Origin of the sequence: Azospirillum sp. A1-3, from assembly GCF_023806445.1 — a bacterium.
Classification (GTDB): Bacteria; Pseudomonadota; Alphaproteobacteria; order Azospirillales; family Azospirillaceae; genus Azospirillum.
Map to the genome: position 1 here is coordinate 462,688 of NZ_JAMSLU010000001.1, position 20,476 is coordinate 483,163.

18 protein-coding genes are annotated in these 20,476 nt (G+C 68.7%); 10 read left to right on the forward strand and 8 right to left on the reverse strand.

Annotation, left to right across the window (positions count from 1 at the left end; translation table 11 throughout):
- Positions 1-18: 18 nt before the first annotated feature.
- Positions 19-777 carry a M48 family metallopeptidase gene (locus M5E06_RS02225; RefSeq protein ID WP_252136991.1) on the reverse strand — a complete coding sequence of 253 codons (759 nt, stop codon included), beginning with the start codon at positions 775-777 and terminating at the stop codon, positions 19-21.
- A gap of 291 nt (positions 778-1,068) precedes the next feature.
- Here M5E06_RS02225 and M5E06_RS02230 point away from each other — a divergent pair, with 291 nt between their 5' ends.
- The 5 genes from M5E06_RS02230 to M5E06_RS02250 all read left to right on the forward strand — a co-directional run bounded on the left by M5E06_RS02230 (position 1,069) and on the right by M5E06_RS02250 (position 7,189).
- Positions 1,069-2,625: a hybrid sensor histidine kinase/response regulator gene (locus M5E06_RS02230; protein WP_252136992.1), complete on the forward strand. Its 1,557-nt coding sequence runs from the start codon at positions 1,069-1,071 to the stop codon at positions 2,623-2,625.
- A gap of 284 nt (positions 2,626-2,909) precedes the next feature.
- Positions 2,910-4,265: a sn-glycerol-3-phosphate ABC transporter substrate-binding protein UgpB gene (ugpB, locus tag M5E06_RS02235; protein ID WP_252136993.1), complete on the forward strand. Its 1,356-nt coding sequence runs from the start codon at positions 2,910-2,912 to the stop codon at positions 4,263-4,265.
- A gap of 104 nt (positions 4,266-4,369) precedes the next feature.
- On the forward strand, positions 4,370-5,254 hold the full coding sequence (ugpA, locus tag M5E06_RS02240) for a sn-glycerol-3-phosphate ABC transporter permease UgpA (RefSeq protein ID WP_109075475.1): 885 nt from the start codon (positions 4,370-4,372) through the stop codon (positions 5,252-5,254).
- Positions 5,251-6,099, forward strand: a complete 849-nt coding sequence (ugpE, locus tag M5E06_RS02245) for a sn-glycerol-3-phosphate ABC transporter permease UgpE (protein WP_149197499.1) — start codon at positions 5,251-5,253, stop codon at positions 6,097-6,099. Before ugpA ends, ugpE begins: the two co-directional genes overlap by 4 nt.
- A 25-nt stretch (positions 6,100-6,124) precedes the next feature.
- Positions 6,125-7,189, forward strand: coding sequence for a sn-glycerol-3-phosphate import ATP-binding protein UgpC (locus M5E06_RS02250; RefSeq protein ID WP_252136994.1), 1,065 nt, complete (start codon positions 6,125-6,127; stop codon positions 7,187-7,189).
- Between the two features lie 21 nt (positions 7,190-7,210).
- Here M5E06_RS02250 and M5E06_RS02255 read toward each other — a convergent pair whose 3' ends face one another.
- Positions 7,211-7,399, reverse strand: coding sequence for a DUF1674 domain-containing protein (locus M5E06_RS02255; RefSeq protein ID WP_109075484.1), 189 nt, complete (start codon positions 7,397-7,399; stop codon positions 7,211-7,213).
- A 93-nt stretch (positions 7,400-7,492) separates the two neighbouring features.
- On the opposite strand from M5E06_RS02255, the gene htpX reads away from it, so the two are divergent.
- The 3 genes from htpX (at position 7,493) to M5E06_RS02270 (ending at position 10,331) form a co-directional block, all read left to right on the forward strand.
- Positions 7,493-8,527, forward strand: a complete 1,035-nt coding sequence (gene htpX / locus M5E06_RS02260; protein WP_252136995.1) for a zinc metalloprotease HtpX — start codon at positions 7,493-7,495, stop codon at positions 8,525-8,527.
- Positions 8,528-8,638: 111 nt separating this feature from the next.
- The gene (locus tag M5E06_RS02265; protein WP_109075471.1) at positions 8,639-9,571 is read left to right on the forward strand and encodes a DHH family phosphoesterase; all 933 of its coding nucleotides are present in this window, start codon (positions 8,639-8,641) and stop codon (positions 9,569-9,571) included.
- 40 nt (positions 9,572-9,611) lie between these two features.
- Positions 9,612-10,331, forward strand: a complete 720-nt coding sequence (locus tag M5E06_RS02270) for a hypothetical protein (protein WP_252136996.1) — start codon at positions 9,612-9,614, stop codon at positions 10,329-10,331.
- A 4-nt stretch (positions 10,332-10,335) separates the two neighbouring features.
- Here the strand turns inward: M5E06_RS02270 and M5E06_RS02275 are convergent, their stop codons facing one another.
- From M5E06_RS02275 to M5E06_RS02285, 3 genes are all read right to left on the reverse strand, one after another.
- A complete protein-coding gene (locus tag M5E06_RS02275; protein WP_252136997.1) occupies positions 10,336-11,298 on the reverse strand; it encodes a DMT family transporter in 963 nt (320 codons plus the stop codon).
- A gap of 106 nt (positions 11,299-11,404) precedes the next feature.
- A complete protein-coding gene (locus M5E06_RS02280) occupies positions 11,405-12,388 on the reverse strand; it encodes a CobD/CbiB family cobalamin biosynthesis protein (RefSeq protein WP_252136998.1) in 984 nt (327 codons plus the stop codon).
- A gap of 28 nt (positions 12,389-12,416) precedes the next feature.
- The gene (locus tag M5E06_RS02285) at positions 12,417-12,980 is read right to left on the reverse strand and encodes an ankyrin repeat domain-containing protein (protein WP_109153711.1); all 564 of its coding nucleotides are present in this window, start codon (positions 12,978-12,980) and stop codon (positions 12,417-12,419) included.
- Positions 12,981-13,090: 110 nt separating this feature from the next.
- On the opposite strand from M5E06_RS02285, the gene M5E06_RS02290 reads away from it, so the two are divergent.
- Both M5E06_RS02290 and M5E06_RS02295 read left to right on the forward strand, forming a co-directional pair.
- The gene (locus M5E06_RS02290) at positions 13,091-13,237 is read left to right on the forward strand and encodes a hypothetical protein (RefSeq protein WP_252136999.1); all 147 of its coding nucleotides are present in this window, start codon (positions 13,091-13,093) and stop codon (positions 13,235-13,237) included.
- A gap of 72 nt (positions 13,238-13,309) precedes the next feature.
- Entirely contained in the window at positions 13,310-13,942 is a 633-nt protein-coding gene (locus M5E06_RS02295; protein ID WP_109153712.1) for a general stress protein, read from the forward strand.
- Between the two features lie 16 nt (positions 13,943-13,958).
- On the opposite strand, the gene M5E06_RS02300 is transcribed toward M5E06_RS02295, so the two are convergent.
- From M5E06_RS02300 to M5E06_RS02310, 3 genes are read right to left on the reverse strand one after another with little or no spacing between them, the layout of a single operon-like run.
- Positions 13,959-15,353, reverse strand: coding sequence for a DUF1329 domain-containing protein (locus M5E06_RS02300; RefSeq protein ID WP_252137000.1), 1,395 nt, complete (start codon positions 15,351-15,353; stop codon positions 13,959-13,961).
- 10 nt (positions 15,354-15,363) lie between these two features.
- Positions 15,364-18,063 (reverse strand): response regulator, encoded by a 2,700-nt coding sequence (locus tag M5E06_RS02305; protein ID WP_252137001.1) that lies wholly within the window; start codon positions 18,061-18,063, stop codon positions 15,364-15,366.
- Entirely contained in the window at positions 18,060-20,462 is a 2,403-nt protein-coding gene (locus tag M5E06_RS02310) for a PAS domain-containing sensor histidine kinase (protein ID WP_252137002.1), read from the reverse strand. The genes M5E06_RS02305 and M5E06_RS02310 overlap by 4 nt, the downstream gene beginning before the upstream one ends.
- Between the last annotated feature and the right edge of the window lie 14 nt (positions 20,463-20,476).

Here is a 20,476-nt window from a genome sequence, read left to right on the forward strand (position 1 = left end):
CCCATACCCGCACTGTGGTCACCCGTAGCGCAGCAGCCTTGTCCCGTTCGCCTTCAGCCATGCCCGCGGCCATTCCACGCCGGTGCCGTCGGTCAGGCTGGCGCACAGCGCCCAGAAGCGCGGGGAATGGTTCATCTCGCGCAGATGCGCCACCTCATGCCCGACGACATAATCCAGCACCGGTTCGGGCGTCAGGATCAGGCGCCAGGAGAAGGACAGCCGGCCGGTGGACGAACAGCTGCCCCAGCGGCTCCTGGTGTCGCGGATGGTGACGGCGGCGACGCGGGCGTCGATGGTCGCGGCCTTCAACCGGGCACGGGTCGCCAGTTCGCGCTTGGCCTCGGCGGTCAGGAAATCGCGGATGCGGCGGGCGATGTGCTCCGGCTGGCCGCCGACCAGCAGGGCGCCGTCCTCGATCCTGGTCGCACCGCGCAGGGCAGGGTCGTGGCGGATGACATGCTCGACGCCGAGATAGGGGACGCTGGCGCCGTCGGCGAAGGGCAGGGAGGGCGGCATCGCCGCCAGCCGCGCCCGCAGCCAGCCGTCATGGCGGCCGACGAACTGGCGGGCGTCGGTTTCCGACACGCCGACCGGCACCACCACCTGGACCAGCCCGCGACCGGGATCGACGCGCAGGGTCATGCGGGTGGCGCGCGCGCTCTCCCGCAACTCCAGTGGCATCGGCAGGCCGGAAATCTCCAGCGCCCGCGGCGGCTGGGGCGGTCGGGCGGCGGATCGCTTGCGGCGACGGGACGGGGCGGGGCGGCGTTGCACCATGGGCGTCTTATAGCGCGGCCGACGCCGGATGCGGAAGCGTCCTCCGCCCTTTGTCGGAATGGCGCAGCGGCCCGGCTTCTGATCTAAGTCTTAAGGCTTTCGAACGAACTTAGGCCATGGGGTGGACTGAGGTCGCATTTGACACGATCGATTGGAGCACAAGATAAAGCAGAGGTAACGCGGCGGTCAGTGGACCTCCCTTTTATCGCCGGTCCTGCCGCCCGTTTTCCTGTTGTTGGTCTTTCCCGTAGCCTTGCCGAGTACACGCCAATGCCTCTCATCCCAGAACAAATGCCGACACGCGAGGATTGGTTGGACGCCCTGCTGTCGGCCGGCGGATCGCCTCAGGCCCTGCTTGGCGAGGATGGGCGCGTGCTGGTGGCGAATCGTGCCTTCGCCGACGCTCTCGGCTGCCCGCCGGACGCGGTGGAGGGGAAGACCCTGGCGGAGGCCGGTCTGCCCGCCGGCACCGCCGATGGGATCGAGGGGCTGCGGCGGCAGGTGATGGAGACCGGGATAGCGGCCAGCGCCGCCGGCCCGCTCCCCGGCCTGCCGTCTGCGCTGGCGCTGACCCCGGTGGCGGATGCCGGCGGGCGGATCCGCGCGGTGGCGCTGGTCGCCGATGCCGCGGCAGCCGCCTTGGCCGAAGCGAGGGCGGAGACCGCGCAGGCGCGTGCCGATGCCGAACGCGCCCGCACCGCCAAGGGCAAGTTCCTGTCCGCGGCCAGCCACGACCTGCGCCAGCCCTTCCAGGCGATGCACCTGTTCCACCATCTGCTGAGCGGCCGGCTGACCGACCCGGCCTCCATCGAGCTGGCGAACAAGCTGGAGCAGGCGATCATCGGCGGCGAGACCCTGCTGCGCGCCCTGCTGGACGTGTCGGCGCTGGAAGCCGGGCTGGTCACCGCCAAGCCGCAGACCTTCCCGGTCGACGAACTGCTCGCCAAGATGCTGGAGGAGTTCGGGCCGGAGGCGGAGGCCAAGGGGCTGCGCTTCAACGTCCATCCGCTCGACGCCCAAGTGACCAGCGATCCGGTGCTGATGGAGCGGCTGCTGCGGCCCATCATGGCCAACGCCCTGCGCTACACCCTGAAGGGCGGCATCCTGCTGGCGGCGCGGCGGCGCGGTGCGAACCTGCGCATCGAGGTGTGGGACACCGGCGTCGGTATCGATCCGGCCAACCATGCCGTGATCTTCGAAGACTTCCACCAGCTCGGCAATCCCGGACGCGACCGCAAGCAGGGACTCGGCCTCGGTCTCGCCATCGTGCGGCGGCTGGCCCAGGTGCTGGGGCATCCGGTCACCGTGCGCTCCAAGCCCGGCAAGGGTTCCGTCTTCGCGGTGGATGTGCCGCTGGCCGGCAATGACGGCGACCGGTCGGGTGACGACTCCGCCGACAGCGACCCTGACCCGGCGGTCGGCCAGTCTGCGTCCGCAACTCCGACGGCGGCCGGCACGGTGCTGGTGATCGAGGACGATGCCATGCAACTGGAGGGGATGGGGCTGCTGTTGCAGGGCTGGGGCTATGCCGTCATCCCCGCCCGCGGCATCGACGAGGCCTGTGCCGGGTTGGACGGGGGCGCCGCCACTCCCGACCTCGTGCTGTCCGACCTGCGCCTGTCGGGGCCGGAGACCGGCATCGATGCCATCCAGGCGGTGCGTGCCCGCTGCGGCCGGCGGGTGCCGGGCGTCATCGTCACCGGCGACACCGATCCCGACCGGCTGCGCAGCGTCGACCGCAGCGGCTTTCCTATGGTCCACAAGCCCTGCGACCCGACCGCCCTGCGTCGCCTGCTCAGCCGCAGCCTGCCGCCCGTTCGCCGGCCTGATACCGCCTGCCCAAGTTAGACATTTCGCGCCCGCGCATTTTCGCTCCGCAACATTTCATCACCGTGGTTTTCACGTCATAAAACTGTAAAGCGGCGTCTTGACAGACCCTGGTATGCGTGCGCAGTGTGACGGTTAGAGCAACCAAACAGTTTCGAAAACGATCATCGTACCGCCGGTCTTTTTCGCAACCGCACACAGCGCTGTATGCGTTTGCCACCAAAACTTCACGAAAGCGTCGCGGGATGGCAACCCGTTGCCCTCATGACAACCGCGCACCATACCGGGATAGGGAGACCCACCGCATGTTGACCCGCCGCAAGCTTGCCCTCCTGACGGGCGCCGCCACCACCACCGCGCTGCTGTTCGCCGCCGCCCTGCCGGGCTCGGCCCTGGCGCAGCAGAAGACGGTGGTCGATTTCTGGCACGGCCTGCCGCAGCCGCTCGGCGGCCAGCTGGAGCAGATCGTCAAGGACTTCAACGACAGCCAGCAGGCGGTCCAGGTCAACGCCTCCTACAAGGGCAGCTATCCGGAGACGATGCAGGCGGCCATCGCCGCCTTCCGTGCCGGCAACGCGCCGCACATCGTGCAGATGTTCGAAGTCGGGACCGCCACCATGATGGCCGCCGGCCCGGCGGTGAAGCCGGTCTATCAGCTGATGAAAGAGACCGGGGCGTCCTTCGACCCCGACGCCTACATCCCGGCGGTCAAGGGCTACTACTCGTCCAAGGACGGCAAGATGATGGCGCTGCCGTTCAACAGCTCCACCACCATCATGTTCTACAACAAGGACGCCTTCCAGAAGGCCGGCCTCGACCCCAACAAGCCGCCGGCGACCTGGCCGGAGATGATCGAAGCGGCGAAGAAGCTGAAGGCGTCGGGCTCCACCTGCCCGCTGACCACCTCCTGGCCGGTGTGGGCGCAGTTCGAGCAGCTGGGCGCCATCCACAACACGCCCTTCGCCAGCCAGGCCAACGGCTTCGGCGGCCTGAAGGCCGAGCTGAAGATCAATGCGCCGCTCTACGTCAAGCATGTCCAGACGCTGATCGACATGCAGAAGGACGGTCTGTTCAAGTATGGCGGCCGCGACAACAAGCCTGACGCCCTGTTCCCTTCGGGCGAATGCGCGATGATCCACGCCTCATCGGGCCTGCGCAGCCGTATCCTGAAGGAGGCGACCTTCGCCTGGGGTGCCGCCCCGCTGCCCTACTGGCCGGAATTCGCCAAGGATGGCCCGAAGAACAGCATCATCGGCGGCGCCGCCTTCTGGGTGATGACCTCGCCCAAGCGCACGCCGGCCGAATACAAGGCGGTGTCGCAGTTCTTCACCTACCTCGCCCGGCCCGAGGTCGATGCGAAGTGGCACATGGACACCGGCTATGTCCCGGTGACGATGAAGGGCTTCGAGCTGACCAAGGCTCAGGGCTATTACGAGAAGAACCCCGGTGCCGACGTGCCGGCCGCCCAGCTGACCCGGACGCCGACCACCGAGAACAGCATGGGCCTACGACTGGGCAACCTGCCGGAAATCCGCAACATCATCCAGGAAGAGCTTGAGAAGGCCTTCCAGGGCCAGCAGGACGCCAAACAGGCGCTCGACGCCTCGATCAAGCGCGGCAATGCCGTGCTCCGCAACTTCGAGCGGGCCAACAAGGGCTGATTGGCCGCCTGAAACCTTCCCGGATCCCCTCTCCCCCCGGGGAGAGGGGGAAGCGGGGGAGCGGCGCTCCCGAACGCAACGCCTAACCCACGAAAGACCAACCTTTGCAGCGTCGCGTCACCTTCGACAGCCGGCTGTTGCCCTATCTGCTGCTTGCGCCGCAGGTGGCGGTGACGCTGGTGTTCTTCATCTGGCCGGCGGCCCAGGCGGTTTGGCAGTCGGTGCATCTTCAGGACGCCTTCGGCATCCGCAGCGAGTTCGTCTGGTTCGAGAATTTCACCTATGTGCTGGGCGATCCGAACTATCTCGACACGCTGAAGACCACGGTGATCTTCAGCGTCGCGGTGACGGTGCTGGCGATGGGGGTCGCGCTGCTGCTGGCGGTGCTCGCCGATTCCAAGATCAAGGGCGCCAGCGCCTACAAGACGCTGCTGATCTGGCCCTATGCGCTGGCCCCGGCCGTCGCGGCGGTGCTGTGGATGTTCATCTTCAATCCCGACATCGGGTCCTTCGGCCGCGCGCTGCGGGCGCTCGGCTTCGATTGGGACTACCGGCTGAACGGCGGGCAGGCGCTGCTGATGGTGATCCTCGCCGCCAGCTGGAAGCAGGTGTCCTACAACTTCATCTTCTTCCTGGCCGGGCTGCAGGCGATCCCGCGCTCCGTGATGGAGGCGGCCAGCATCGACGGCGCCGGGCCGGTGCGGCGGTTCTGGACCATCACCTTCCCGCTGCTGTCGCCGACCACCTTCTTCCTGCTGGTGGTCGACATGGTCTATGCCTTCTTCGAGACCTTCGGCACCATCCACGCCCTGACCCAGGGTGGGCCGGGCAAGGCGACGGAGACGCTGATCTTCCGCGTCTATCAGGACGGCGTGGTCAACAACGACCTCGGCGGGTCGTCGGCCCAGTCGGTGATCCTGATGGTGATCGTCATCGCGCTGACCGCGGTGCAGTTCCGCTTCGTCGAGCGCAAGGTCCATTACTCATGAAGCAGACCCGTTTCATCGATCTGGTGCCGCACATCGTCCTGATCGCCGGCGTGCTGATCTTCGCCTATCCCATCTACGTGACGCTGATCGGCTCCACCTGGGATGCCGGCACCATCGGGCGCGGCGGGCTGCCGCTGTGGCCGGGTGGGGAGGGGGCGGCGAACTACGCCCAGGCCTGGGTCGGCGAGGCGGGCGAGCGCGCCATGTACACGCCCGTCCGCACCATGATGCTGAACAGCCTGGTGATGGCGCTGTCCATCGCGCTGGGCAAGATCGCCATCTCCATCCTATCGGCCTATGCGGTTGCCTTCTTCCGCTTTCCGCTGCGGATGGCCTTCTTCTGGCTGATCTTCATCACGCTGATGCTGCCGGTGGAGGTGCGGATCATCCCGACCTACAAGGTCGTCGCCGATTTGGGTCTGATCAACACCTATGCCGGGCTGGCGATTCCGCTGATCGCGTCGGCCACCGCCACGCTTCTGTTCCGCCAGTTCTTCCTGACCATCCCGGACGAGCTGCTGGAGGCGGCGAAGATCGACGGCGCCGGGCCGGTGCGCTTCTTCATCGACGTGGTTCTGCCGCTTTCGCGCACCAACATCGCGGCGCTGTTCGTCATCCTCTTCATCTATGGCTGGAACCAGTATCTCTGGCCGCTTCTGGTCACCAGCAGCGGCGACATGGAAACCATCGTGACCGGCATCACCAAGATGATCGGCACCGGCGAATCGGCCAACGACTGGCACATCATCATGGCGACCACGGTGCTGGCGATGCTGCCGCCGGTGGCGGTGGTGGTGTTCATGCAGCGCTGGTTCGTCAAAGGCCTCGTGGACAGCGAAAAGTAAGCGCGGGCGAAGGGAAAGAAGAACAATGGCAACCGTTGAAATCCGCAACGTCCGCAAGTCCTACGGCCCGGTCGAAGCGATCAAGGGCATCGACATCGCGATCCAGGACGGCGAATTCCTGGTCCTGCTTGGGCCGTCGGGCTGCGGCAAGTCCACCCTGCTGCGCATGGTCGCCGGGCTGGAAGGCATCACCGGCGGCGAGATCGCCATCGGCGGGCGCGTGGTCAACCAGCTGGACCCCAAGGATCGCGACATCGCGATGGTGTTCCAGAACTACGCGCTCTATCCGCACATGTCGGTCTTCGACAACATGGCCTATGGCCTCAAGATCCGCGGGATTCCGAAGGCGGAGATCCGCGCCCGCGTCGACAAGGCGGCGGAGATCCTCGAACTCGGCCGCTTCCTCGACCGCCGGCCGAGCCAGCTGTCGGGCGGCCAGCGCCAGCGCGTCGCCATGGGCCGCGCCATCGTGCGCGAACCCGCCGCCTTCCTGTTCGACGAGCCGCTGTCGAACCTGGACGCCAAGCTGCGCACCCAGATGCGGGTGGAGATCAAGCGGCTGCAGGACCGGCTCGGCATCACCAGCCTCTACGTCACCCACGATCAGGTGGAGGCAATGACGCTGGCCGACCGTATCCTGGTGATGAACCATGGCGTGGCCGAGCAGATCGGCACGCCGCTGGAGGTCTATCAGCGCCCGGCCAGCCTGTTCGTCGCCGGCTTCATCGGCTCGCCGCCGATGAATGTGCTGGACGGCCGCATCGACGACCGTGGCGAGGCGGTGCTGCTGCCGCGCGGACAGCGTCTGCCCCTGCCGCAGCCGCGCGCGACCGATGCCGGCCGGCCGATCAAGCTGGGCATCCGGCCGGAGCATCTGGCGGTCGCCGCGGACGGCTTCTCCATCGAGATCGAACTGGTGGAAGCGCTGGGGGCCGACACGGTGGTCTATGGCCGCCTGCCGGACGGCGAGACGCTGCTGGTCCGCATGGCCGGCATTCCCACCGTTCGCGAGCGCGACCGGCTGACGGTCGCCCCGCAGGACGGCGCCCTGCACCTGTTCGATGCGGTGACGGGGCGTCGGATGGAGTGACCGGAGGGAGTTAATCTCCGATCAGAAGTCCGAACAGCGCCCCTTGAACTCCCAGTCACCATAGCGGGTCGGTTCCGGCCCCTTCGGGCCGCCGATCTCGCCGGGCTTCTGCTCGGGGCCTTTGGCTTCCGTCCCCTCGGTGGCGGTGTTTTCGGCCACCGCCTCGGCGGCGTCCTGCTGCGGCTTGGTCTGTTCGGTCATCATATCCATCGCGATACTGCGGACATCTTGAACGGGGGCGCGGATCGGGCCCATATCTCGGATCAGGGCGGGTTACCCCGCCTCGGCCCATCCTGAACCGATATGGCGATCATGACCAGCTATCTGAAGACCACCATTCTCCTTGCCGGCCTGACGGCGATCTTCATGGCGGTCGGCTTCCTGCTGGGCGGCAAGACCGGCCTGATCATCGCCTTCGTCTTCGCGCTGGGCATGAACCTGTTCAGCTATTGGAATTCGGGCGACATGGTGCTGTCGATGTATGGCGCCCGTGAGGTCGACGCCTACTCGGCGCCTGAGTTCCACGGCATCGTAGCCCGGCTGGCGGAGCGCGCCGGCCTGCCCATGCCGCGCGTCTACATCATCCAGAACGACCAGCCCAACGCCTTCGCCACCGGCCGCGATCCGGAGCATGCGGCGGTCGCCGCCACCACCGGCCTGCTGCAGCGGTTGACGCCGGAGGAGATCGCCGGCGTGATGGCCCATGAACTGGCCCATGTGAAGAACCGCGACACCCTCATCATGACCATCACCGCGACCATCGCCGGCGCGGTGTCGATGCTGGCCAATTTCGGCCTGTTCTTCGGCGGCTCCAGCAATGACGAGCGCGGCGGCAACCCGCTGGGCATGGTCGGGGCGATCCTGGCCGCCATCCTCGCCCCCATCGCCGCCACCCTGGTGCAGATGGCGATCAGCCGCACCCGCGAGTTCGAGGCCGACCGCATCGGCGCCGAGATCTGCGGCCGTCCCAACTGGCTGGCCGATGCGCTGACCAACATCCACAACAGCGCCAACCACATCCCCAATTATCAGGCGGAGGCGCATCCGGCGACCGCCCACCTGTTCATCGCCAACCCGCTCAGCGGCGCCAGCATGGCCAGCCTGTTCTCCACCCACCCCGACATGGGCGAGCGGGTGGCACGGCTGCGCGCCATGGCGGCCCAGACCGGCAGCTTCAGCAGTGGTGGGTTCGGGGGTGGCGGCTTCGGTGGCGGCCACACCCCGCCGCGCGACGGCCGCTCGCCTTGGGGGGCGCCGCCGCAGGGTGGCAATCAGGGTGGAACTCAGGGCGGGCAGGGCGGCTTCATGCCGCAGAACCGCCGCGGCCCGTGGGGCTGATCCGGGGCTGATCTCCGCAACGGTCCTCTGGTAAAGCATTGCGCGCCGAAGGGGTAGACGACTACCCTTCCGGCACGCGCTCAACCATGACGGTCGCCACGGGAAGCTTGCATGTCCGACGCCGCGAAATACCGCCTCGTTACCCGTTCCGATTTCGACGGGCTCGTCTGCGCCGTCCTGCTGAAGGAACTGGGCATCCTCGACGAGATCAAGTTCGTCCATCCCAAGGACATGCAGGACGGCAAGGTCGAGATCACCGGCCGCGACATCACCACCAACCTGCCTTATGTCGAAGGCGCCCATCTGGTGTTCGACCATCACCTGTCGGAGACCATGCGCGTCGGCGAGAAGCCGAACCACATCATCGACCCCAAGGCGCCGTCGGCCGCCCGCGTCGTCTATGATTACTATGGCGGGAAGGAGCGCTTCCCCACCATCTCCGACGAGATGATGCTGGCGGTCGATCAGGCCGACTCGGCACAGTACCAGCGCGACGACATCCTGAACCCCACCGGCTGGACCCTGCTGAACTTCATCATGGACGCGCGCACCGGCCTGGGCCGCTTCCGCGAGTTCCGGGTGTCGAACTACCAGCTGATGATGGACCTGATCGACTACTGCCGCAGCCACTCCATCGCGCAGATCCTGGAGCTGCCCGACGTGAAAGAGCGGGTGGAGCTTTACACCCAGCATGCCGAGCTGTTCGTCGATCAGCTGAAGCGCTGCGCCACCGTGCGCGGCAACGTCGTCGTGCTCGATCTCCGCAAGGAAGAGACGATCTATGCCGGCAACCGCTTCATGATCTACGCGCTGTTCCCCGATACCAACGTGTCGATCCATGTGCTGTGGGGCCTGAAGCAGCAGAACACCGTGCTGGCCTGCGGCAAGTCGATCCTGAACCGCAGTTCGAAGACGGACATCGGTCCGCTGATGCTGCAATATGGCGGCGGCGGCCATCAGGCGGCCGGCACCTGTCAGGTCGACAACGACCGGGCCGAAGAGGTATTGGAGGCCATCGTCGCCCGCATGCGCGCGGACGGCTGACCTTCACGGGCAGAGCCCCCACTGACAAAGCGTTGAGCGATTGAGCGCCTTTCCTCCCTTCCCCGACGGCACCCTGTTCGACGCCGGCTGGCTGTCCGCCCTGTCGGACGAGGTGCCGAGGGCGGAGGCGCTCGACCGCGCCCGTCCGGTGGTGGCCGATGCCATCGCCCGTACCGACGCGGCTGGGGCGGCGGCGCTCGCCCGCATCGACGCGCTGGTGACGGGGGCGGCGCTCGACGCCATCCCGGCCTTGCTGACGGCGGAGACGGTGGAGTTGCCCGACGCCGCCGCGACCGCCGAACGTTCGATCCACGACCTGATGAGCCGCGTCGCCTACAAGCGGCGGGAGCTGATGCCACTGTTCCCGGACCTGATCGAGCGGGTCGCCGCCGTCCATGCCGCCGCGGTGCAGGCTTGCGGCACGGCGCGCTGGCGCCTGATGGCGGCGCGGGCGCGGCTGCAGCCGGGCCGGCCGTCCAGCCCGATCCAGGGTGCCGGCACCCGCTATGTGAAGAGCGACCGTTTCGACGCCCGCGCCGCCGAGAGCCTGCCCGCCATCGACCGCACCCGCGCCGACCGCATCCTGAAACGGCTGGGCGAGGCCCCGGTGCCGGACGAGCTGGAGCTTCGTCCGCTGGATGACGGCGGCGATCTCTGGACCATCAAGGCCGGCGGGATCAGCCGCTTCATCCTGCGAGTCGAGCGCGACCGGCGGGGGCCGTTCTATATGGTGGAGGATGTCGGGCCGCAGGCGGCCTGATTCCTCACGACGCCTGCCGCGATCGTGTCTGTTCCCGATAGAAGATGTAGACGCCGCTGCCGACGATGATGATCGTGCCGGCGATCGTCGAAAGGCGCAAATCCTCGCCGAACACCATCAGAGAATAGACCGCCGCCCACACCAGCGTCGTATAGCCGAAGGGCGCCACGGTGGCGGCAGGCGCGGCGCTGTAGGCGCGGATCAGGCAGAAATGGCTGATGCCGCCCAGCGTCCCCAACAGCACCATCAGAGCGGCACCGGTCAGGTCCGGTGTCACCCAATTGAAGGGCAGGGCCAGGGTGCAGACCACAGTGCCGGCCATGCCGGTGTAGAAGATGGTGGTGGTCGGCGAATCCGCGCCTCTCAGCTTGCGCGTCGCGATCTGGTACAGCGCGTTGCTGAATGCCGCAGCCAGCGGCAGGGCCAACGCCCATTGGAAGGTGCCACCCACCGGCCCGACGATGATCAGCGCCCCCGCCATGCCCGCCAGCACGCCGACCCAGCGCCGCCAGCCGACCTTCTCGCCCAGCAGGGGTACCGACAGCGCCGTGATCAGGACCGGCGCGGCGGCGGCGATCGCCTGCACCTCGGCAAAGGGGATGCTGCGCAAAGACAGGACGGCGAGCAAGGTGGTCGCCAGCAGCAGGCAGGAGCGGACGAGTTGCAGGGGCAGGCGGTGCGACACCATCAGATGCGGGCTGCGCCACGCGACGACGATCCCGACCAGCAACATATGGACCGCAAACCGCGCCCAGGCGACCTCCATCACCGGATAGCTTTTGGCCAGGATGCGGGTGGTGGCGTCCTGGGTGACGAACAGCAGCGTGGTCAGGATCATCCAGAAGATGCCGGCCCGGCCGGCTCGCCGCTCGGACAATGAATGCTCCGGCAAGGATCGCTCCGCCTGCACCGCATCGCCGGGGCCGGCCCGCGTGCCCGCAGCCGTCGTCGTTTCCCCCATCGCCATGGCCCCGCCTTCCCCAAGGTTGCCATATTAGTATATGGGCGGAGCGGATGCGGTGACCTGCCAAGGGCGTGACATTGCCGTGCCTGCCGCGCAGGGCTGCGGACCTTCAGATCCCCGCCACGCCCCACAGCAGCAGCGCCACCAGCCCGACCAGCAGCAAGGCGGCGACAGCGGAGAGAGCGAGCGCTCGCCCGATGTCGCCGGGAGTGGCGCGGGCTCGGCCGTCGCCGATCCAATTCTCCGTGATGACCACGCCGCCGTCGCGGTGCGGACCGCCCAGCGCCAGCCCCAGCGCGCCCGCCATCGCGGCGATGGGCCAGCCCATGTTCAGCGACGGGTGCTTGCGCGCGTCACGGCCCAGTGCGCGGAGCGCGGCGCCGGCCTTGGCGGTGCCGATGAAGGGCGCGGCCAGCGCCAGCAGCAGCCCGGCCAGCCGGGCGGGCAGGGCGTTCAGCGCGTCGTCCAGCGTCGCTGCGGTCAGGCCGAAGCGGCCATGGCGGACGCCGGGGCTGCCCAGCGCGGCGTCGGCGCCGTCCAGCGCGGTCCAGACAAACAGGCCCGGCACGCCGAGCAGAGCATAGCCGAAGACCGGCGCCACCAGCTTGCGGTCGAAGGCGCGGGCGGCGGCTTCCACCGCGGCGCGGGCGATACCGTGCTCGTCCAGGCCATAGACATGGCGGCGGGTCAGCGACTGGATCGCCTCCTGGCCGGGAACAAGCCCACCGCTTTCCAGCGCGCGGCGCACCGCGCGGATGCGCGTCCAGGCGGCCCGGCCGCGCAGGCCGCAGAGTAGGGCCAGCAGTTCGACCATCCAGCCGCGGCCGATGGAGCCGATCCACTCGACCAGCAGCCCGGCCGCCACCGCGATCAGCACCAGCGCCAGCACCACCAGCGCCCCGCGGATCACCTGTGCCGACTTGCCCCGCTCCGCCCGGTTCAGCCGAGCATCGGCGGCGTTGCAGAAACGCCGCGCCAGCCCCGCCGGGTCGGGCAGGATGCGGTCCAGCCAATCGCCGAACAGCGCGTCGATCGCCAGCGCCAGCAGCAGGAGCAGCAGCGGGCCGGGACCGCCGAAGGCCGAACCGAACATGAAGTCTCCGCGAAATAGAGTTCGGCTGTCAGCGCGCGCCGGCTTGGCGCAGCAGGGTGCCGACGCGGGCGTTGCGGCTGTCCTGCGCCCAGTTCAGCGCGGTGCGGCCGGTGAAGTCGGAGCGGTCGACCTGCGCCCCGGCCTTCAGCAGCCGGTCCACCACGTCGGCCCGGCCGCTGCGGGCGGCGACCATCAGCGGGGTCATGCCCTCGCGATTCTCCATGTCGACCTTGGCGCCCTTTTTCAGCAGCAGGTCGATCAGTTCCGGATTGCCGTTCTCCGCCGCTGCCAGCAGCGGGGTGTTGCCGGCCTTGTCGGCGCGGTTGACGTTGGCGCCGCTTTCCAGCAGCAGCTTGGCGATGGCCGGGCTGGAGCGGTCGACGGCGGCCAGCAGGGCGGTCTTGCCGTGGATGTCGGCCTGATTCGGGTTCTCGCCCCGCAACAGGGCGCCCTTCGTCTTGGCGACGTCGCCGTCATTGACCGCCTGCATCAGCCCGGTGTCCTGGAACAGGCTGATCTGGGCGAGGGCCGGGGCGGCGGAACCGGCGGACAGGCCGGCGGCGAACAGGGTGGCGAGCAGGAGCCGCTTCATGGCGGGTATCCTTCCTTGACAGCAGGGGTGCCGGATACTAGCCAAAAGACGGGTGCTTTTGCCAGATCGGCATTCATCTCCAAGCCTGCTGCATCGACAGGTTGAAGCTCATGCTCCGCAATCCGCTGGCCCGCCACATCGTGCTGTTCCTTCTGGTGAAGGCCGTGCTGATCGGGTTGGGCCTGTGGTGGTTCCTTGGCGCCATGCCGGAACCGCGCGGCGTGGTGTCTCCGCCGGTCACATCATCGCGACCCTGAGCGGAACCTTGCCCCCGCTTTGCGGTTGGATCCGGATTGTTCGGACTTCCTGCGAAGCGAAGGGGTGGAGGCATGATCGAGAGCCGCGACCAGAACCCGACCACGATCGATTCCAGCGCCTGGACGGGCGACACCGGAAGCACCGGCACTGATGCCGCGGTGCGCGAGGCCGTGGCGGTCTTCGACAGCCGCGATGCCCTGCAGAGCGCCATCGACGATCTGACGCTGGCCGGATTCCAGCGCCACGAGCTGAGCGTGCTGGCCAATGACGAGACGATCCGCGAGCGTCTGGGCGGCGTGCCCGGCGATGTCGGCAGCCTCGCCCACGATCCCAACGCGCCACGCCAAGCCTACATTTCGCCGGAGGATGTCGGCAGCGGCAAGGGCGCCGCGGTCGGCTTCCCCGCCTATGTCGGGGCGATCATCGCCACCGGCGCGGTGCTGGCCACCGGCGGTACGGCGCTCGCCGCGGCCGCCGCTGCCGCCGCCGCCGGGGTGGGCAGCGGAGCGGCGGGGTCCTTCCTGTCGCAATGGATCACCGACAAGCGCAACGAGCCGATGCTGCAGCAGCTCGACAAGGGCGGCATCCTGCTGTGGGTGAATGTCGGCGACGCCGCGCGCGAACGCATCGCGCTGGAGGTCCTGAACCGCCACGCCGCCCATCCGGCCGAGGTCCACGAGGTTCGTCAGACCGGATCCGAGTGATCGCTCTCCGGACCCGTTACCCCCGCCGTCCGCGGCGGACCAGGGCGTCGGGGGTGAAATCCTGCGGCGTCAGCGGCGCGCCGAACACCGGCGGGGGCAGTCCGTTGTCCAGGCCGCGGGCGGTGTAGCGGTCGGCGGTCAGGTCGAAGGCGAACTCCACCGCCGGCACCAGGGCGGGGACCTGCCAATGCTGCACCGGGTGCGCCTCGGCGTAGCGCAGCAGGTCGCCCTTGCCGTCGTAATGCTCCGACGCCAGGATCTGCCAGCTGTCCTCGTCCAGGTAATAGGTGCGGTCGGGCAGGGCGTGCTGGAAATTCGGCTTCAGCCGGGCATCGACCACCCAGACCCGATGCATCTCATAGCGCAGGAACTGCGGGTTGGGGTGCCCCGGCCACAGGATGTCCCGCATCGTCAGGCCGGGGTTGGACAGCCGGTAGGCGTTGTAAGGCATGTACATCTCGCGCCGCGTCACCAGCGTATAGTCGAAGCGGTCGAGCGCGCCGCTGAACATGTCCAGCATATCGGCGGTGCAGATGCCGCCCGTCACCGGGTCGGGCGTGTCATAGGCGAAGTCGGGCGCCCTCACCACGCGGCCACGCTCCCCCTCCCGCGCCCAGGCGTGGGTGCGCGCGGCGATGGGGTCGAGGGTCCCCTGCAGGATCAGGCTGCTGCCGGCCTGCTCCTTCGGTTCCAGGATGGTGCGGCGATAGAGCAGCGGCGGTGCCGCCATGTCGCCGTCGGCATAGGGGGAGGCGAACTCCTCCCGCAGCTTCGTCATCGAACGGCTGCCGTCGCCGGACTGGACCACGGTCAGGCTGGTGCGCGACACGCTGCCGCCGCGCCAGCGCAGCTTGTGGTTCCACATCGCCTGCACGCCGTTGGCCGGGATGGGAAAGGGCACGCCGACCGACGCATCGCGCAACGCCAGACCGTTTTCCCCCAAGCCGGCGCGGTCGGCGTTGGCGAGCGTGGCGTCATAGATCCGCTGTGGTGCGGCGGCGCTGCGGTGGCAGGGGAACAGCGCCAGTTCGAAGCTTTCCGCATATTTCGCCAGCAGCGCCTGCTGTCCGGCGGTCAGCCGGACCTTGTAGCGCTCGACATCGGCGGCGCCGACGGTGAACCAGCGGACATCCTCGATGTAGGGATCGGGCGGTGGCCGGCCGGGCACATAGCCGCGCGGCGCCTCGGTCAGGCCGCCGGTCCAGCGCGGGATCGCCCGCGTGCGGTTGCCGGCCTGTACCGCGCCGAAGGGGGTCAGCTCCTCGCCCAGCCGCGGGACGCCGACATCGGGCGGAGCGTCCTGGGCGAAGGCAGGCGGGGCGGCGGCCGTGGCGGCAGCCCCCAGCAGCAGGCCGAGGGCCTCCCGCCGGCCGGGCCGGAAATCGAGTCGGGAATCCGTCGGATCGCTCATGCCGGATCGCTCATGTCCTTAGCCGCTCCGTTCCGGCGAGATCCTGTTCGATGGCGCCGCAGGTCGCGGCGAAGCTGTCGCGCAGCCGGTCGGCCGCTTCCGCCAGCCGGTCGAGCGGAGCGCCTTCTGTGGCGGCCTGTTCCAGAAGGCGGGCCGCCTCCGCCAGCGGCTTGGCGCCGGCGTTGCGGGAGGAGCCCTTCAGATTGTGGGCGCAGGCCCGCACCCAGTCACGGTCGCCGTTGCCGAGCGCTGTCATAAGGTCGGCAAGCACGCCGCGGCCGATGGTGACGAAATCGTTCAGCAGCTCCGCCAGCATCGCCGCATCGCCGCCGCACAGCGCGCGCAGAGTGCCGAGATCGACCAAAGCGTCGCTGCCGGCGGTGGTCGGCGTCGTTGGTGCCGGCAAGGGCGTCACCACGGCTGCATCGGCCGGGGCCGGCGGCATCCAGCGGGCGAGCGTCACCGCCAGTTGCGACAGTTCCAGAGGCTTACTCAGCACATCGTCCATGCCGGCGGCGCGGTAGCTCTCGATGTCGGCCGGTGCGGCGTTGGCGGTGATGGCGACGATGGGCAGGCGGTTGCCCGCGCCGGCCGACACCTCGCCGCTGCGGACCTGACGGGTCAGTTCGAACCCGTCGATCTCCGGCATCTGCACGTCGGTCAGCAGCATGGCGTAGCGGCGCCGGCCCTGCCGCATGGCGTCCAGCGCCGCCAGCGCCTCCGCCCCGCCCGGCGCCATCTCCGCGGCATAGCCCAGAGCCTGCAACTGCATCTGCAGGACCTTGCGGTTCACCGGATTGTCTTCCGCGACCAGGATCAGCCGCCCCTGGGCCATCGCCTCCTCGACGCTGGGCGCTCCCTGGCCGTTGGCAGGGCCGGCCGTACTGCGGCAGGCCTTGGTCGGGGACTGTGCCGTCGAGGAATGGTGGAGGTGGGTTTGGGCCGCCGGCTGGGAAGGGCACAGACGACCCGCGGCGATGGCCACCGCGCGCAGCAGCACCAGCCGGCGCAGCGGCCGGCTCAGCACCATCGTGCCCGGCTCCGCCCCCCGCGTGCCGGGGAGGGAATCGGGACCGGGCTTCCCACCGGTTTCGTGGCAGAGCAGGACCACCGGCGGCCGGGCCTCGCCGCTGCGGCGGCCCAACTCCTCCGGTGCGCAGGCGGCGGCAGGGATGTGCAGCGCCTCGTCGATGGCGACGACCCCGACGGCGCAGCCGGCCTCGCGCGCGATACGGGCCTGGGCCGCCAGTTCGGGCGGCGAGGCGGCGGGCAGCACGCGGGCGCCGGCCTGCTCCAGATAGCGGGCGAGGAAGCCGCGCTCCATGTCGTCGGGCACGCCCAGCAGAACCGTCAGCCCGTCCAGCCCGATGGCGTCCTGGCCGTCCTCCGCCGACGCCGGACCGGCGGCGCGGTCCATCGGCAGGCGCAGCCAGAAGGTGGAGCCTTCGCCGGGCTTGCTCTCCACCCCGATCTCGCCGCCCATCAGCGCCGCCAGCCGCCGGCTGATCGACAGCCCCAGCCCGGTGCCGCCGAAACGCCGGGTGGTGGAGCTTTCGGCCTGGGTGAAGGGCTGGAACAGGCGCTGGCACGAGGCCTCGGCGATGCCGATGCCGGTATCGGACACGGCGATGCGCAGCATCGGCTCGGCCGCACTGTGTTGTGCGCCGGGCGGCTCCAGTTCGGTGCGCAGCACGACGCGGCCGGCTTCGGTGAACTTGATGGCGTTGCCGGCCAGATTGAACAGGATCTGGCGCAGCCGCACCGGATCGCCCAGCACCGCCTGTGGAATCGCCGGGTCCACATAGGTCAGCAGCGTCAGCCCCTTGGCCCCGGCGGCGGGCGCCAGCGTTTCCGCCACCCCTTCGACCAGGGCCGGCACCGACATTGCCACCCGCTCCAGATCCATCTTCCCGGCTTCGATCTTCGAGAAGTCCAGGATGTCGTCGATGATCCGCAGCAGGGCGTTGGCCGATTCGCGCATGGTGCCGACGGTGTCGCGCTGCTGCTCGTCCAGGCGGGTCCGTTCCAGCAGGCCCAGCATCCCCAGCACCCCGTTCATCGGCGTGCGGATCTCGTGGCTCATGGTGGCGAGAAAGGCGGATTTGGCCCTGGTCGCCTCTTCTGCCTGCTCGCGGCTCTCGCGCAGCTCGCGCGTGCGCTCCGCCACCCGGGTTTCGATCGACTGGATCTGGTCGAAGGCGCGCAAGGCCGCGATCACCGCGGTGAACAGGCTTTCGGCCGACAGGTCGGCCTTCGGCTTGTAGTCGTTGATGTCGTAATCGACGATCACGTCGCGCTGCGGCGCCTGTCCCGGCTGGCCGGTGCGCAGGATGATGCGGATATCGCGGTTGCCCAGTTCGTCGCGGATCCAGCGCACCAGCTTCAGGCCGGAATCGTCCTCCTCCATCACCACGTCCAGCAGGATCACGGCGATGTCGCGCCGGTGTTCCAGCACGTTGCGGGCGTCCGCCGCGGTGAAGCTGCTGATGAGGTCCAGCCGCCGCCGCTGGAAGGTGACGTCGGCCAGCAGCAGCCCGGTCATGGAATGCACGTCGGACTCGTCGTCGACCACCAGGATCGGCCAGGGCGGTGCCGCCGGGTCGACGATGGCCGCACGGGCCGCCGCCACCGCACCATGCCCGGCCGCGGCACCGTCCGCCTCTTCGTCGGCGAACAGAATCTCGTCGTTGTCGTAGGCGCCGCTGCTCATGCGGGTTCCTTCTCCAGCGATACGGGCGTCGTTGTCGGGGACGAAGCGGTTGCTGCGGTCTTCGGGATGCGCAGCGTGAAGGTAGTTCCATCGCCGGGAACGCTGTCAACCGAGATCCGCCCGCCCAGCGACTGCGTCACCAGATTGAAGACGATGTGCAACCCGAGCCCGCTGCCGCCCGACCCGCGCCGTGTGGTGAAGAAGGGCTCGAACACCTTCGGCAGGTTCTCCGTGGGGATGCCGACGCCGTCGTCGGCGAAGCGGATCTCCACCTCGCCGTCCGCCGTCTCGTCCACGTCGATGACCATGTGCCCCTTGCTGTCGGCCGGAAAGGCGTGGGTTAGCGCGTTCATCACCAGATTGGTTACCACCTGGCTCAGCGCGCCGGGGAAGCTGTCCATCACGATGCCGGGCGAACAGGCGATGGCAACCCGGTGGCGGCTCTTGCGCAGGGTGGGGCCGAGCGAGGTCACCACCTCCTCCAGATAGGCCAGCAGGTCGAAGCGGCGCTGCTCCTCGCTGGTCTGGTCGACGGCGACGCGCTTGAAGCTCTGGATCAACTCGGCCGCGCGGGTCAGGTTCTGTTCGATCAGGCGGGAGGATTCGCCGGCGGTGGCGACATAGGCGGCGAGGTCGGACTTTTTCATCGTTCCGCCTTCGAACGCATCGGCCAGCGTCGAAGTCCGTCCCGACAGGTGGGTGGCGCAGCCGAAGGCGATGCCGATGGGGGTGTTGATCTCGTGCGCGACGCCAGCGACCAGCAGGGCGAGCGAGGCCATCTTCTCCGCCTGGACCAGACTGGCCTGGGTCTCCTTCAGGTCGGCATAAGCGCGTTCCAGCTCCTGCATCGCATTGAAGATCTCCTCGGCCGAGCGCGCCTCCACCGTCACGTCGGTCAGGGTGCGGACGAAGCCGCCCTCCGGCAGTGGGTTGGTGCGCACCTCGACGATGCGGCCGTCGGGGCGGCGGCGCTTGAAGGTGAAGGGCTGGTCGATCATCCCTGCCGACTCGCCCAGCGGGATCCCGAACTCGTCGTCGGACCCCGCTCCGGTGGCCGCCATACCCGCGCCCCCCATGCCGGCGCCCCCCAGGCCGGTTCCGAAACTCAGATACAGGTCGGGGTCGTCGCCCATCTCGCCGAACTCGCCCTGGCGGCGCTGGATCGCCACGATGTCGGCGAAGCGCGGGTTGCCCGACAGCACCTCCGGCGCGATGTTCAGCAGTTCCGCGGCGCGGCGGTTGGCCGTCACCACCCGCCCGTCGCCGTCGACCTTGATGATCCCCTGGTCGGTGTTGTCCAGCGTCACCTGCAGCACATTGCGTTCATGCGCCAGATCCAGCTCCGCCCGCACCCGTTCGGTGACGTCGGACATGGTTCCGGTCAGGCGCAGCGCGCGGCCGTTCGCGTCGCGCTGGGCGGTGGCGCGATCCTCGATCCAGGCCCATTGCCCGTCGCGCCGCCGCATGCGGTAGACTGCGGTGTAGGCCATGGCGTGATCGCGCAGGCGCCGCCGCGATTCGGCCATCACCCGTTCCGCCTCGTCCGGGTGCAGCAGCGAAGACCAGGTCTCCGCCGTCATCGGCAATTCGCTGGAGCCATAGCCGAGCAGGGCGGGAAACTCCTTCGACCACCAATAATGCCCGGTGTGCAGGTCATAGTCCCAGACGGAGGAGCGGGTCGCGGTGATCGCCAGCGCCAGCCGCTGCTCGCTCTTGCGCAGGGCCGCCTCCTCCTGTCCCAGCCGGGCGAGCATCGCGTTGTAGGCCTGGATCACCCGACCCAGCTCGTCGGCGGCACCCCAGTCCACCGGCTCGTGGCCGCCGCGCTCCGCTTCCAGGATGGAGGCGATCAGCCGCCCCAGCGGCCGACCGACCGTCAGCCGCAACGCCGCCAGCGCCGCCGCGATGGTGCCGGCCAGCATCAGCAGAAGCAGTGCGGCGGTGTTCATCACCTCCTGCCGCAGCTGTTCGCGCACGACGTCCTGGCTGTAATGCAGCGTGAGGGTGCCGACCTGGAGGTTCTGCACCCGGATCGTCCGGCGCTCGACAAGGGTATCGCCGCCGGCCCGGCAGTCTGATTCCGGCCAGACGAATTGCCCCTCCGCCAGATCGTCGCTGACCTCGACGCAGACCAGTTCGCGGTTGGCGCCGATGGCCTGGATGACGTTGCGGATCGCCGGGACGTCGAAGGTCCACAGGCTGTTGGTCAACGCCGCCGCGTTGATGTCGGCGATGGCCGCCACCTTCTCCCGCAGCCCGGCCTGCAGATCCTTGTAGCGGTCGTAATAGAACAGGGCAGAGCACAGCGAGACGGCCACCACCAGACTCGGCACGAGGATCAGAAGGAACTTGGCCGATACCGTCGGGACACGACGCCACGCCTCAGCGATCCTGGTCATGCGTTGCCGTTCCG